Origin of the sequence: Paraburkholderia sp. RL17-383-BIF-A (assembly GCF_046028015.1) — a bacterium.
In the GTDB taxonomy this organism is placed as follows: Bacteria; Pseudomonadota; Gammaproteobacteria; order Burkholderiales; family Burkholderiaceae; genus Paraburkholderia.
Map to the genome: position 1 here is coordinate 49415 of NZ_JARESR010000023.1, position 14786 is coordinate 64200.

The 14786-nt window shown below is 63.1% G+C and carries 10 protein-coding genes and 1 pseudogene; 6 read left to right on the plus strand and 5 right to left on the minus strand.

Annotation, left to right across the window (positions count from 1 at the left end; translation table 11 throughout):
• The first annotated feature begins 260 nt into the window (after window positions 1-260).
• The 3 genes from P0D71_RS23995 to P0D71_RS24005 all read left to right on the plus strand — a co-directional run bounded on the left by P0D71_RS23995 (window position 261) and on the right by P0D71_RS24005 (window position 6500).
• Complete coding sequence (locus P0D71_RS23995) at window positions 261-2462, plus strand: NHL repeat-containing protein (RefSeq protein WP_408482450.1); 2202 nt, start codon at window positions 261-263, stop codon at window positions 2460-2462.
• A gap of 118 nt (window positions 2463-2580) precedes the next feature.
• The gene (locus P0D71_RS24000) at window positions 2581-4047 is read left to right on the plus strand and encodes a flippase (protein ID WP_091794267.1); all 1467 of its coding nucleotides are present in this window, start codon (window positions 2581-2583) and stop codon (window positions 4045-4047) included.
• Window positions 4044-6500, plus strand: coding sequence for a glycosyltransferase family 4 protein (locus P0D71_RS24005; protein ID WP_408482451.1), 2457 nt, complete (start codon window positions 4044-4046; stop codon window positions 6498-6500). The genes P0D71_RS24000 and P0D71_RS24005 overlap by 4 nt, the downstream gene beginning before the upstream one ends.
• Window positions 6501-6615: 115 nt before the next feature.
• Here P0D71_RS24005 and P0D71_RS24010 read toward each other — a convergent pair whose 3' ends face one another.
• Window positions 6616-7827, minus strand: a complete 1212-nt coding sequence (locus P0D71_RS24010) for an acyltransferase family protein (RefSeq protein WP_408482453.1) — start codon at window positions 7825-7827, stop codon at window positions 6616-6618.
• Between the two features lie 243 nt (window positions 7828-8070).
• Here P0D71_RS24010 and P0D71_RS24015 point away from each other — a divergent pair, with 243 nt between their 5' ends.
• A complete protein-coding gene (locus P0D71_RS24015) occupies window positions 8071-8214 on the plus strand; it encodes a hypothetical protein (RefSeq protein ID WP_007181947.1) in 144 nt (47 codons plus the stop codon).
• A gap of 300 nt (window positions 8215-8514) precedes the next feature.
• A complete protein-coding gene (galU, locus tag P0D71_RS24020) occupies window positions 8515-9432 on the plus strand; it encodes a UTP--glucose-1-phosphate uridylyltransferase GalU (protein ID WP_091794260.1) in 918 nt (305 codons plus the stop codon).
• A 213-nt stretch (window positions 9433-9645) separates the two neighbouring features.
• Here the strand turns inward: galU and P0D71_RS24025 are convergent, their stop codons facing one another.
• The 3 genes and pseudogenes from P0D71_RS24025 to P0D71_RS24035 form a co-directional block, all read right to left on the minus strand.
• Window positions 9646-11820, minus strand: coding sequence for a malate synthase G (locus tag P0D71_RS24025; protein WP_408482456.1), 2175 nt, complete (start codon window positions 11818-11820; stop codon window positions 9646-9648).
• Window positions 11821-11927: 107 nt separating this feature from the next.
• Window positions 11928-12332 (minus strand): heme-binding protein, encoded by a 405-nt coding sequence (locus P0D71_RS24030; protein ID WP_091794256.1) that lies wholly within the window; start codon window positions 12330-12332, stop codon window positions 11928-11930.
• A 19-nt stretch (window positions 12333-12351) separates the two neighbouring features.
• A pseudogene (locus P0D71_RS24035) lies at window positions 12352-13203 on the minus strand (heterodisulfide reductase-related iron-sulfur binding cluster); the annotation flags it as partial.
• A 107-nt stretch (window positions 13204-13310) separates the two neighbouring features.
• Here P0D71_RS24035 and P0D71_RS24040 point away from each other — a divergent pair.
• A complete protein-coding gene (locus tag P0D71_RS24040; RefSeq protein WP_408482458.1) occupies window positions 13311-14186 on the plus strand; it encodes an MOSC domain-containing protein in 876 nt (291 codons plus the stop codon).
• 130 nt (window positions 14187-14316) lie between these two features.
• On the opposite strand, the gene P0D71_RS24045 is transcribed toward P0D71_RS24040, so the two are convergent.
• Window positions 14317-14697, minus strand: a complete 381-nt coding sequence (locus tag P0D71_RS24045; protein WP_408303497.1) for a response regulator — start codon at window positions 14695-14697, stop codon at window positions 14317-14319.
• Between the last annotated feature and the right edge of the window lie 89 nt (window positions 14698-14786).

A 14786-nucleotide genomic window follows, 5' to 3' on the forward strand; every position in this document is an offset into this window, starting at 1 on the left:
TGGGCGGCCAAGGACGGCGCGTGGGCTTCGCGCTTTGCCTCTTTGCCGGCGCATCAGGCACGCGGCAACTGTTCTTGTCGATGCCCTGCCTGAGTCCTGTCCGCGCACGAATCTGTCTCATGTCCTTGCATGGCTTCTGGCGACTTGCATCACGAGATCGACCGCGATTCGTACCGTCATTTCACTGGGTTGTGCACCCGCGATCCGCGCGCGAGCCAAGTTGCGGCGCGCGCGGCGCAGCGTTGATTGGAGGAAATACCTTGCCCCGTTTCACGTTCAAAAGCTGGCTCGCCGTGTTCGCATGCGCCGCTGGACTGACTGCGCAATCGGTCAGTTTCGCGGTTCATGCGGAAACCGCGTTGAACGCGAAGACGTCATGGATTGGCAACACATTTGGTTTCGGCGATGGCACCTGGGCGCAGATCAACATCACCGCCATCGCGGTGACGCCGGACGGCAAGGTCTATACGAACGCGCCCTGGGACGAAAGCGGCGCTGAGGCGAGCGTCTATCAGAACGGCAAGATGCTCGGCTTCGCAGGGGGCACGCATGGCTGGGGCAACAGCGGCGGCAGCGCGGTTGCGGTGAATCGCAAATATGCGTTCGTCGCGATCGCGGTCGGCAACGAGAAGGGCCGGCTGGTCGAGCAGGGCGTGTGGCCGGAGAAGGGCAAGCAATGGTTCGGCATTTCGCGCCGGCAGATCGCCGATCCGAAACGCGCCGCCCCGTTCCAGCCCGCAGCGAAAAGCGCCGACCCGCATGCGCAACTGGCGGCGGGTTTCCTGATGATGAACGAAGTGCCGACCGACACGAGCGCCGAAATCGGCGGCCTCGCGGCGAGCGACACCACGCTGTACGCGGCCAACACGGCGCGCGATCGTATCGAGGTGTACGACGCGGAATCGATGCAGCAGAAAACCACCTGGAGCGTGCACGAGCCGGGCCGACTCGCGCTGGCGCCGGACGGCACGCTGTGGCTCTTGAGCGGCACGCGCAACGACGCTGCACCGCACGTCGAGCACTACACGGCGGCGGGCAAACGCATCGACGAAAATTTCACGCTGCCTGCCGGCACGATTGCGGTGGATATCGCGGTCGATGCGCAAGGCCGCATCCTGATCGCGGACAACGGTCCGCGTCAACAGGTGCTGTATTTCAGCAGGAATAACGGCCGCTACGCGGAGTCGGGCTCGCTCGGCGAGCGCGGCGGCATTTTTAGCGGCGTCGCCGGCAAGCCGGGCCCGCAGCGTTTCAACGGACTGACCGGCGTGGGCGTGGATGCGCGCGGCAACGTGTATGTGTCGACCAACGGCATTGGTCCGCGCTATGCCCCGATCGGCGCGGGACTCGGCGCCACGCTCGAAAGCTATGCGCCGGACGGAAAGCAGAACTGGCAGGTGCAGGGGCTGCTGTTCGTCGACGGCGCATGGATCGATCCGTCGCGTCCGGACAGCGTCTATACCGGCAACAAACGCTTCGAACTCGATCTGTCGAAGCCGGCCGGACAGGACTGGAAATACGCGGGTTTTCTATCGAACCGCTTCAAGTATCCGGACGACCCGGTGTTTCACACCGATCAGTACCCGGGCCTGCCGATCGCCCGCAAATTGAAGGGCCGCACGTTTCTGTATCTCACGGACATGTATGCCGACCATCTGAAGATCTATCGCTTCGATCCGCAGCATGACGGCGAGACGGCGATTCCCTCGGGCTTCATCGCGGGACGTGAGCGCGCCGTGGCCAAGGTGCCGAATGCGCCGCCCGGCGGCGACTGGATCTGGCGCGATGCGAATGGCGACGGCAAGTTCAACACCGACGAATTCACGCTCAATACGTCCGGCACGAAGCTCGCGGGCGGCTGGGGCTGGTGGGTCGATACCGCCGGCGACATCTGGCGCACGCGCGATACCAAGGGCATTTATCGCTTCCGTTTCGGCGGGCTGGATGCGAAGGGCAATCCGGTCTACGCGTACTCGAACATGACGCAGTACCCGGTGCCGCAACCGTTCACTGAACTGCACCGCGCGATCTACGACCCGGACACCGACGCCATGTATGTGACGGGCTACACGGCCGACACGCCGGTCGATCGCGGCTTCTGGAAAGAAGTGGGCCGCGTGCTGGTGCGCTACGACAAATGGTCGAGCGGCAATCCGGTGCAGCGCTATGCAGTCACGCTGCCGTGGCAGACGCAGAGCAAACCCATCGCCACCATCATCGGCCTGACGGTCGAGGGGCAATACATCTTCGGCGTCGAGCCGGTCGGCGCGGTGCACGTGTGGGACAAGGACAGCGGCAAGGAGATCGGCGTGATCCGGCCGGGCCCGGAAGTGGGCCGCGCGTCGGGCTGGGTCGATGTGCCGAACGGCATCAGCGCTTCCAGGCGCGCCAATGGCGAATACCTCGTGTTCGTCGAGGAAGACGCGCGCGGCAAAGTGATGATGTACCGCTGGAAACCTTGATGAGCGAGGCGTGAACGCTTCATTCGCATAGCGAGGCAACACACAGGAAAGACCCAGGAAAGACCCAGGAAAGACCCAGGCAGCACGCAGGCAAACGTAGTCAACCCCAAGGCATCCGATGGACAAAGGCATTCTCAAGAACGTAGCGATCAATTTCTTCGGATTGGTGCTGCCGACTTTCGTCTCGCTCGTGACCGTGCCGTCGTATATCAAGCTGCTCGGTGTCGAGCGCTACGGCGTGATCAGTCTCGTGTGGACGCTGATCGGCTACTTCGGGATTCTCGATCTCGGCATGAGCATGGCCGCGCAGAATCACATCTCGAAGGCACGCGCATCCGGCGACAAGGAAGAGAGCGCACGCGTGTTCTGGAGCGCGACATGGCTCAATCTCGCGACCGGCGTGATAGGTGGATTGATCATCTACTTCGGCGCGTTTCTCTACACCGCGTATTTCACCAAGGTCTCGCCCGAGTTGCAGCACGAGGTGTATATGGCGCTGCCGTGGCTCGCGGTGGCGATTCCGATTGCCAACGTGTCGTGGGTGTTCGCGGGTGCGATCAACGGCGCGGAACGCTTCGGCGTCTACAACACCAATCAGACCATCGGCACGTTCCTGTTCCAGTTGCTGCCGCTCGGCGCCGCACTGTGGATGGGCGCGACCTTGCAGAACGTGCTCGCCGCCGCGGTGTTCGCGCGGATCCTGGCCGCGCTTCTGCTGGGCCGTTCCGCGCTGAAAGTGCTGGAGATTCGCCGCGTTCTGCCGCCGCAATTCGGCGTGGCGAAAGGGCTGTTCAATTTCGGCGGCTGGATGCTGATTGCGAGCGTCACCACCATGATCGCCGACTCGCTCGACCGGGTGATGCTCGGCACGAGCCTCGGCGCGCGTTTCGTTACGTATTACACGGTGCCGCAAAACCTCGTCACGCGTCTGAACATCGTGCCGACGGCGCTGGTGCGCACGCTGTTTCCGCGGCTCTCCGCAGTCGGCCGCGCCGACGCCGACACCATCACCCGGCAGTCGCTGGAGTTTCTCAACGGTGTGTTCACGCCCGTCGCGCTGGTCGCGATGCTGGTGCTCGAACCTTTCCTGCATCTGTGGGTGGGCAATGAAATCGCCACCGTGGCGGCGCCCGTGGGCCGCATCATGATCGTTGCCGTGTGGCTCGTCGGGCAGGCCAATGTGACGCGGATTCTGATCCAGTCACAGGTCAATCCGGCCACCGCCGCGCGCGTCGGTCTGTTCGAATTGCCCCTGTTTGCAGGCGCGTTGTGGTTCGGCATCACCCATTTCGGTCTGACGGGCGCGGCAGTGGCCGTGGCCGGCCGGGCGCTGTTCGACTACGCGGTGCTGCTGCGCCTGTCGGCGATTCACGCGCGGCAGATCGCGCTCGACATGCTCGCCCACCTTGCTTTCCTGCTGGCGAGCCTGTGGCTTGCCAGCTTCCTGCCGGGTCTCGCGGCGGCGATTGTCGCCGGCGTATTGATGGTCGGCGCGAATGTCGCCTGGTCGATCACGATGACCCCTGCCTTGCGCGATCTTGCGCGTTCACTGCTGTTGCGACTGAATCCGAGGAAAAGCGCATGAACCACGAAGTCCTTGAAGAAGCCGTGCTGCAACCCGCGACGCGCAGCGCACTGGCCGAACTCACCACCGTTCCCGGTGTTCAGGCGCCGCCGCGCCGCACCCCATTCCGTGGCGATAAAACGGTGCGCGTTGCGATCGTGCATGACTGGCTCGTCACGTATGCGGGGGCCGAGAAGGTGCTCGAACAGATCGTTGCGTGCTTTCCGGACGCGGACCTGTTCAGCCTCGTCGATTTTCTCGACGATCGCAGCTTTCTGCGCGGCAAAACCGTCACCACGTCGTTCATCCAGAAGCTGCCGCTCGCGCGCACCAAGTACCGCTCGTATCTGCCGCTTATGCCGCTCGCGATCGAGCAACTCGACGTGTCGGCCTACGACGTGGTGATTTCGAGCAGCCACGCGGTCGCCAAGGGCATTCTGACCGGACCCGATCAGGTGCATATCAGCTACGTGCATTCGCCGATCCGCTACGCGTGGGATTTGCAGCATCAGTACCTCAAGCAGTCCAGGCTGACCGCCGGCCTGAAGTCGGCCATGGCGCGGCTGATTCTGCATTACATCCGCAACTGGGATATCCGCACTTCGAATTCGGTGGATGGCTTCGTGGCCAATTCCGACTTCATCGCGCGGCGTATCAAGAAGGTCTATCAGCGTGACGCGCGAGTGATTTTTCCGCCGGTCGATGTCGAAGCATTCACGCTGTGCGCGGACAAGGACGACTTCTATCTGACCGCGTCGCGGATGGTGCCGTACAAGAAGATCGATCTGATCGTCGAAGCGTTCGCGCGCATGCCGCAGCGCAAGCTCGTCGTGATCGGCGACGGTCCCGAAATGCAGAAGATCCGCGCGAAAGCGGGGCCCAACGTCGAGATCATGGGCTACCAGCCGTTCAAGGTCCTCAAGGACCGGATGAGCCGCGCGAAGGCTTTCGTGTTCGCCGCGGAAGAAGACTTCGGCATTTCGGTGGTCGAGGCGCAAGCCTGCGGCACGCCGGTGATCGCTTACGGCAAGGGCGGTGCGCTCGAAACCGTGCGCGATCTGTCCGAGTCACGGCCCACCGGCATGTTTTTCGACGAACAGAATGCCGAGTCGATCATCGCCGCGGTCGAACGTTTCGACGACCACGTGAAGCGTTTTTCGCCACTGGATTGCCGCGCGAACGCCGAGCAGTTTTCGGCCGCGCATTTCCGCGAGCGTTTCTTCGCGCATGTGCGCGCGTCGGTGCCCGCGCTGCGCACGGCGACACTGCCGCCCTACGTGCCGCATAAGGCTGAGACCGCAGCTAACGGGCCGCGCATTCTGGCCGTCGATCAAAGCGGCGTGCTGGGCGGCGCCGAGTTGTCGCTGCTGGAGATCGTCAAGGCATTGCGCTCGCGCATCGAAGTCGTGCTGTTCGACGACGGCCCGTTCCGCACCGCGCTGGCCAAAGCCGGCGTAGCGGTCGAGGTGCTCGATGCGGGCGCGCTGCGCCATGTGCGCAAGCAGGGCGGTTCATTGCCGAAGGGGCAAGCGCTCAAGGGCCTGATGTCGCTCGTGCGCGCCACGGCCAAACGCGCGCGCAAGTCCGACGTGATCTACGCGAACACCCAGCGCGCCATGGTGATCGGTGCGCTCGCCGGCAAACTGGCGCGGCGCCCGGTGGTCTGGCATCTGCGCGATATCGTGAGCCCCGAGCATTTCGGCGGCAAGCAACTGGCGATCATCAAATGGTGCGCGCGTCTTGGCCTCACCCATGTGATCGCCAATTCGGCCGCCTCGGCGCGCGCGTTCGCCGAGCTCACGCAGTTCGACGAAAAACGCATCGACGTGGTGTTCAACGGCATTTCCGCCGCGCCGTTCGACGCGTTGCGCACGGTGCCGCAAGCGGCGCTGCGCCAGCGCCTCGGCCTGCCGCAGGACGCGTTTCTGGTCGGCTCGTTCAGCCGTCTCGCGCGCTGGAAAGGACAGCACGTGCTGCTCGAAGCGATGGTCCTCAATCCGCAGATGCATGCGGTGCTGGTGGGTGCGCCGTTGTTCGGCGAGGATCAGTACGAGATTGAATTGCACGCATTCGTCGCCGCGCACAACCTCGGCGAGCGCGTGCATTTTCTCGGCTTCCAGCACGACATCGCGGCTTGCATGTGCGCGGTCGACGCGGTGGTCCACACGTCGATCACGCCGGAGCCGTTCGGCCGCGTGATCGTCGAAGGGATGCTGGCGCAGCGGCCGGTGGTGGCCGCGCGCGCGGGCGGCGTGCTGGAGATCATCGACGACTACGAGAACGGCGTGCTGTGCACGCCGGGGGATGCGCACGGCCTCGCCGACACGCTCGCCGAATTGCGCTCGAACGACGAACTGCGTAACAGGCTGGTTCGGAACGGATATCAGACGGCGCTGGGCCGGTTCGGCACCGCAACCTATGTGGAAGGCGTCGAGCAGATCCTGAAGCGCGTGGCGGCCTCCAGAACGGCTTAAGCAAGTTCAACGCGGGGTAGGCAGGGGCTCGGCCAGTCCCTGCCGTTTGCGCAGCGGAGCGAAAGTCCAAGGACGTTCGCTCCGTTTTTTTATCGCGCGGGCTGGTTGCTCTCGTTCAGCCCTGTTTTCGCGCCGCTTTCGGCTTGAAACTGGCCGACCACTTCATGGCCGCCAGCTCGACCAGCCGGTAGAACATGTATGCGGCGGGCACAGCCACCAGCATGTAGGCGAACGACGGCCAGATCGACATTTGCAGCGACGAGCGGAACAGCAGCGACGACAGCAGTACGAAGATCGGCAGATGGATCAGATACAGCGAGAAGCTGAAATCGCCGAACCGCGATAGCAGGCGCACGCCGGCTCCGGGGCTGCGGTCCGCGTTGCCGCGGTCGAGCGCCTTGTACAGGTAGAACGCGAAGCCGATCGCCCACAACTGGAATGCACCGTACTGACCGAAATGGAACGCCGCGCAACCGAGCGCGACGAAACCGGCGGCGAGCGCGTAGAGCCACACCGGCGAGCGGGCGTGCGGCGCGCTGCGCGCGCGGGTGTCGGCGATCCACGCGCCGAGCGTCCATGAAAACCAATAGGACGTGAAGAACTGAATGTCGTGACGCTCCAGCACGTAGGCCGACACCACGTTGATCACCGCGACGATCGCCAGCACGGAGGTCATGCCGATGCGCCGGCGCAGCGCGAACAGCAGCGGATAGATCGCGTAGAACTGCACTTCGAGCGATAGCGTCCAGAGCGCGCCGTTCGAGCCGAATGTGTGACCGGCCACGCCCTGCAGCGAGAACAGGTTGACGAGGAAGGCCTGCAGGCCGATCTCGCGGATCTTGTGATTGACGGGCGGCAATTGCAGGCTGAACCAGTCGAGCGCGAAGGTCAGCACGAGCGCCGCGAGCAGCACGGGATAAATGCGCGCAAAGCGGCGCACCCAGAAATTGCCCGTATCGAGCCGGTAGTCGGGATTGCCGGCGAGCCGCAGCGCGCCGCCGCGGTGAATGCAATAGCCGCTGATCACGAAGAAAATCGGCACCCCCGCCGAGCCCCACGCAATCGGGAAGGTCAGATACGCGGCGATCGCATTCAGGCTGAAGGCGTGGCCCACGCTCTGGTGAAACGCCTGCATGCCCACCCATTCGACCTGGCGGCAATGAAAATAGGCCACCAGCAAGGCGGCGAAGCCTCGCATCGCGTCGATGACATGCTCCTTGCCGGCGCTGTTCGCGCGTGCTTCGCTGTGCGCGCGCGACGCGGCGCTCGTGCGGGGCGGGGAGAGGGGCAGGGATGAGCCGGCGGCATCCAGTGCAGAGTCGCTCATGCGCGGTCCTTATTCTGACGGAGGAAAAAGCGGGTTCGCGCGGACGCCGTACGCGTCCACGGTGCATGACATGCTAGTGCACGGCGCAGGCAAAAAATCGATAAAAAAATTGCGTGCTGAATTGAATTAGACGGCAATTTTGTGACGAATTGTAATTGCATATATCCGGATGTAGCGGCGAATTATTTACCGCTTTTGTCGTGCTAATTTGAGTGACGGATTCTCTTGACCCGAGGTGAAGTCATGAACCTGCATTTACTCGCCGGCATTGCCGTGCTGCTGATCCTTGTCGCCGCCTCCGCCTATCGGGAGGCGCTGCGCAACGAGCCGATCCGCCGTTTTCGCATGAATCCGGGCAAGCTGCCCCAGCTCGACGACAACGAATAACGCGGCGCGCGAGGCGTCTGGCGGGCGCGAACGGCCCGTATGCCGGCGCGCCTCACGCATCCGTAGGCCAGTTGTCAGGATATGTAGAAATTTCTGGATCTGCGAAAAATAAATCGATTTTCCATATGTAATTGTTGCTTATCGCCACGCTGCATATCGAAATTGAATGGTTTTATTTATTCTGATTGAGGAAATTTCACGTGGGCACTGACGTCATTTTTTGCTAGCCTTTCCGGCGAAATCGATTGGCCGCCTGGCCCGCGAACACACTAATTTCTAACCGATGTGGGAATGCCTACCATGCTGAAAGTCACCAAAGCCGTGTTTCCCGTAGCGGGCCTCGGGACACGATTCCTGCCGGCTACCAAGGCAAGTCCTAAGGAAATGCTGCCGATCGTCGACAAGCCGCTGATTCAATACGCGGTCGAAGAAGCGATTGCCGCCGGCATCACCGAGATGATCTTCGTGACGGGCCGCAGCAAGCGCGCCATCGAAGATCATTTCGACAAGTCCTACGAGATCGAGGCTGAACTCGAGGCGCGTAACAAGCAGAAACTGCTCGACCTGGTGCGCAGCATCAAGCCGGCTAATGTCGACTGTTTCTATGTGCGTCAGGCCGAAGCGCTCGGTCTTGGCCACGCGGTGCTGTGCGCCGAAAAACTGGTGGGCGACAGCCCGTTCGCGGTGATTCTGGCGGACGACCTGCTACACAGCTCGAAGCCGGTCATGAGCCAGCTGGTCGATACATTCAATCACTATCACAGCTCGGTGATCGGCGTCGAAACCATCGCGCGTGAAGACAGCCGCTCGTACGGCGTGGTGGATGGCCGCGAGTGGGAAGACAACGTGATCAAGCTGTCGGGCATCGTCGAGAAGCCGGCGCCGGACAAGGCGCCGTCGAATCTCGGCGTGGTGGGCCGTTATGTGCTGATGCCCACCATCTTCAAACATATTCGCGCGTTGAAGCCGGGTGCGGGCGGTGAGCTGCAATTGACCGATGCAGTGCAATCGCTGCTGACCGAAGAGCAGGTGCTGGCTTATCGCTATTTCGGCACGCGTTTTGATTGCGGCAGCAAGCTTGGGTATCTGAAGGCGACGGTGGAATTCGCGCTGCGTCATCCGGAAGTGAAGGCGGAATTCGAGGCTTATTTGCAGGCGTATATGCAGACCAATATGCAGGACGGCGTGCCGGCGCAATATACGGCGGAAGCGGCTTGATCCACTTTGAAGGCCGCCGTGGCTAGCGCAGGCGGCTGATGCGCGCCGCGCTCGTTCGAGAGCGCCATGCGCTCGCGAAACTCCCGCGAAACTCATCACGCAGAAGCAACGCGCAGCAGTATCGCGCACATTAAAACGGGCGCCGCTAACCACGCGGCGCCCGTCTTTCTTTCAGCCGGCCCACGCTTCACGCGCGGCCCGGCAAGCCCGTCCTCAGGCTTCTTTCTTCACTTCCAGCCGGAACTTGTGCAGCAACGGTTCCGTGTAGCCGCTCGGCTGCTGGCGTCCTTCGAACACCAGCGCTTGCGCGGCCTTGAAAGCGATCGTGTCGAAGCCCGGCGCCATCGGCTTGTAGTGCGGGTCGCCCGCGTTCTGCTCGTCGACCACCTTCGCCATGCGCTTGAACGTCTCTTCAACCAGTTCGCGTTTCACCACGCCGTGATACAGCCAGTTGGCGATATGCTGGCTGGAAATGCGCAGCGTGGCACGGTCTTCCATCAGGCCGACGTTGTGAATGTCCGGCACCTTCGAGCAGCCCACGCCCTGATCGATCCAGCGCACCACGTAGCCGAGAATGCCCTGTGCGTTGTTGTCGATCTCGCTGCGGATCTCGTCGTCGCTCCACTTTGCCTCGGCGACGACCGGAATCGTCAGCAAGTCGTCGAGCAGTTCGTCGCGCACCTTCGCGTAGTCCGTGCGTTCCAGTTCCTGCTGCACCGCTTGCACGTCGATCTGGTGGTAATGCAACGCGTGCAGCGTCGCGGCGGTCGGCGAGGGCACCCATGCGGTGTTCGCGCCGGCCTTCGGATGCGCAATTTTCTGTTCGAGCATGGCGTGCATCAGATCAGGCATCGCCCACATGCCCTTGCCGATCTGCGAGCGGCCGCGCAGGCCCGCGCTCAAACCGACCAGCACGTTGCTGCGCTCGTAAGCGGCGATCCAGGCGCTCGACTTCATGTCGCCCTTGCGCAGCATCGGACCGGCTTCCATGGCCGTGTGCATCTCGTCGCCGGTACGGTCGAGGAAACCCGTGTTGATGAACGCGACACGCTCCGATGCTTCGGCGATACAGGCGAGCAGGTTCACGCTGGTGCGGCGCTCCTCGTCCATGATGCCCATCTTGATCGTGTTGCGCGGCAGCTTCAGCAGGTCTTCCACGCGCGCGAACAACTCGCTCGCGAAGGCGACTTCGGCCGGGCCGTGCATCTTCGGCTTGACGATATAGATCGAGCCGGTGCGCGAATTCAGCTTGTGCTTGCGGTCGTGCAACGCGCACAGCGTGGTGATCACGGCGTCGAGAATGCCTTCCGGAATCTCGTGGCCGTCTTTCGTCAGCACCGCCGGATTGGTCATCAAATGACCGACGTTGCGGATGAACAGCAACGAACGGCCATGCAGCACGACCGGCGCCGTGCCATTCGCGGCGGTGTAGACGCGGTCGGCGTTCAGCCGGCGCGTGAAGGTCTTGCCGTTTTTCGTGACCTCTTCGGCGAGATCGCCGTTCATCAGGCCGAGCCAGTTGCGGTAGAGCTGGACCTTGTCGTCCGCATCCACGGCCGCGACCGAGTCTTCACAGTCGATGATCGTGCTCACCGCCGCTTCGACCACCACGTCCTTCACATGCGCCGAATCGGTCTTGCCGATCGAGTCGTTCACATCGATCTGGATTTCGAAGTGCAGGCCGTTGTGCTTGAGCAGCACGGCGGACGGCGCGCTTTCTTCACCCTGATAGCCGATGAATTGCGCCGGCGTCTTCAGTTCGCTCTTGCCGGTCTTCAGCGTGACGATCAGCTTGCCGCCTTCCACGCCATAGTGGGTCGCGTCGGCATGCGAGCCGTTCGCGAGCGGTGCGGCCTGATCGAGAAACTTGCGCGCATAGGCGATCACCGCGGCGCCGCGCACCGGGTTGAAGGCCTTCTGCTTGTCGGCGCCGTTGCTCTCGGGGATTGCGTCGGTGCCGTACAGCGCGTCGTACAGGCTGCCCCAGCGCGCGTTCGCCGCGTTCAGCGCATAGCGCTGGTTCGACAGCGGCACCACCAGTTGCGGGCCGGCCTGTTCGGCGATTTCGGTGTCCACGTGGTCGGTCGTGGCTTTGACGCTGGCAGGCACGGGCACGATATAGCCAATGCCCTCCAGAAATGCGCGGTACGCACGCAGATCGCGCACCGGACCCGGATTGGCGCGATGCCAGTTGTCCAGCTCGGTTTGCAAGCGGTCGCGCTCGGCGAGCAACGCACGGTTCTTGGGCGCCAGCTCATGCACGAGGGCGTCGAAGCCCGACCAGAATTCAGCGCTGTCGATTCCGGTGCCGGGCAGGGCTTCGGTTTCGACGAACTGGTCGAGGTTGGCGGCGACTTGCAGTCCGCCGCGCGGGTTCATCTGAGTCATCGACTGCTCCATCTATCTGAATGGGGCCGATGAGGGGGCATCGGCCCGCGTTGTGCAACGGTTTAGCTTCTTATGATGATCGCCGCCGCTTCGAGCGGCACGCGAGTTTAAGCGGCGATAGCCTGAATCCCGGCCTTGGCGATCTGCGCGTCCTGATCCGACTTGACGCCGGACACGCCGACCGCGCCGACCACCTGGCCGTCGACGATCACCGGCACGCCGCCTTCCAGCGTGCCTTGCAGCGGCGCGCTCAGGAATGCGGTGCGGCCGTTGTTGATCATGTCTTCATATACCTTGGTTTCACGCCGTCCGATCGCCGAAGTGCGGGCCTTTTCGGTCGCGATATACGAACTGGCCGGCGCGCTGCCGTCGAGGCGCAGCATTCCGAGCGGATGGCCGCCGTCGTCGACCACCACGATGGCGACGGCCCACTTGTTCTGCTCGGCTTCCGCGCGGGCGGCTTCGAGAATGCGGGTCGTTTCGGCAAGGGTCAGCACAGGTTTGCTCAGCATAATGAATTTCCTGGTTCGTTTATGGTAACGATGCTTCTACAAGTTCTATCCAGTGGCGCACCGGAGTGCGCCCGGCGCCGTCCAGATGCATCTGGCAGCCTATATTGGCCGTGACGATCAGCTCCGGCTTGCCGCTTTCCAGCGCGTCGAGCCGGTTGTTGCCTAACCTTTGCGTAACCTTTGCGCAAGCTCGGGCTGGGTAATCGAATACGTGCCTGCCGAGCCGCAACACAGATAGGCGTCGGGCACGGCGGTGAGATCGAAGCCGAGTTGTTGCAGGATCGACTCGACCGCGCCGCCCGGCTTCTGCGCATGCTGCAACGTGCAGGGGCAGCGAAACGCGTTTCTTTGCTGAGTCTGCCCTGGCAAGCTTGCTTGCAGCTGACCGAGCGGCCGCGTTGGTGTTCGGTGACAGCGCGGGTTGCACGCAGCCCTCCAGCATCAGCATTGTGCGCGGATGCGGCGGCGCCGGCCTTGGGTTTGTCCCAGCATTTGGCCGAACGCTTTGCCTCGCGATTTTACGTCCAAGCGCGGCCGGAAGAAACGGCCGCATCGCGCGGCCGGTCTTCAGCAGCGCGCCGAATACCGCCGAATGCGGGATCGCGCGGCGCAAACCCTCGCGCAGCAAGCGTTCCGACAAGGGCCGCTCGATGCGCCGCTCCAGCTCGGCACGGCCGATATCGAGCAGCGCGTGATAGGTGACGCCGGACGGGCAGGTGGTTTCGCAATTGCGGCAGCTCAGGCACCGGTCGAGGTGCAATTGGGTTTTCTGCGTGACCGGCTCTTCCTCCAGCATCTGCTTGATCAGATAGATGCGCCCGCGCGGGCCGTCGAGTTCGTTGCCGAGCAGTTGATAGATCGAACAGGAAGAGCAGCGGCTCGTGCGGGCGACATTACGGCTGGAAGGATGGGAGTAGAGGGCTTTACAATCGCGACTTAAACACAACAATTCGCACGCTCCCCACGTGCCCCCACTCCATGGCGACCATCAGCGAGCTTTTTGTCTATCCGATCAAATCCTGCGCGGGCATTGCGTTGCATGAGGCGCGTCTGTTCGCCACCGGCCTCGAATACGACCGCTGCTGGATCGTCACCGACCCGGCCGGCGCCATGCTCACGCAGCGCGCGTATCCGCGCATGGCGCTGATCCAGGCCGAAATCGGCGCCGAAGATCTCGTGATTCGCGCGCCGGGCATGAGCGAATTGCGCACGCCGCTGGACAGCGCGCGGCTCGAAGCGCCGAGCGCGGTGCAAACGCAGGTCTGGCGCGATGCCGCTTATGGACTCGACACCGGCGCGGCAAGCGCGGCATGGTTCTCGACGTTTCTTGGCGTGCCCGCACGGCTGCTGCGCTTCGATCCCGAGCGGGAGCGCATTGTCGATCCGGACTATACGGATAGCGTGGGCGGCGCGACCACGCACTTCGCCGATGGTTTTCCGCTGCTGGTGATCGGTCAGGCGTCGCTCGACGATCTGAACACGCGCCTGAGCGGCAAGGGCGCACCGGCGATTCCGATCAACCGGTTCCGCCCCAATGTCGTGCTGACGGGGCTCGACGCGTACGAAGAGGATTACGTGGAGACGCTGAGCATCGACGGGGAGGCGGGTGAGAACGTGCAATTGCAACTGGTGAAGCCGTGCTCGCGCTGTCCGATGCCCACCATCGACCAGGCCAAAGGCGCGCCCGATCCGGACTGGCCGAACGAGCCGACCGACACGATGAGTGTCTATCGCGCGAATCCGCAGCGAAACGGGGCGATCACGTTCGGCAACAACGCGCTTGTCGCACGCGGGGCTGGGCAGTGGCTGCGCGTGGGGCAGTCGGTGGAGGCGGAACTGGGTTTCGGCGACTGACGGCGGTGGGTGGCCAGTACGTCTGCCAGGTCGGCGAGGTCGGCAACATCGGCAAACGCGGGAAGAGGCCGGTCAAAATGTCCAGCGCAACGTTGCCGGCGCAACGACGCGAAAGCCGCCGGTCTCGGTCTTAATGGCGGATCCGCCCGTTCAACGCGGCAAGAATGACCGGCATGGGCACCGGTTTGACGAAGTGATGATTGAAGCCCGAACGCAGCGACTCGCTCTTTTCCTCGTCGCGCTCGAGCCCGGTAACCGCCACCAGCATGGGCGCGGGCACGTCGCCCACGTAGCGGATTCGCCGCGCGACCGCGCGCCCGTCAAGGCGCGGCATTTCGACGTCCAGCAACGCGGCCTCCGGATGCCAGGCGCAGTATTGCGCCAGCGCGTCGAGGCCGTTGCGCGCGGTCCTGATGTCGAAACCATGTGCGCTGAAAAAGAGTACGTAAGCGGCCAGCAGATTCGCGTCGTCGTCTGCGATCAGAAGGCGTGTGGCTCGTTGATGGCCCATCCGATTTTCCCCAGTGTGTGTTCTGTGTGTCCGTCTATTCCTTTCCGTCCATTCTTGTTAGTGAGCAATTTGAAGTCCTGAGAGAATTC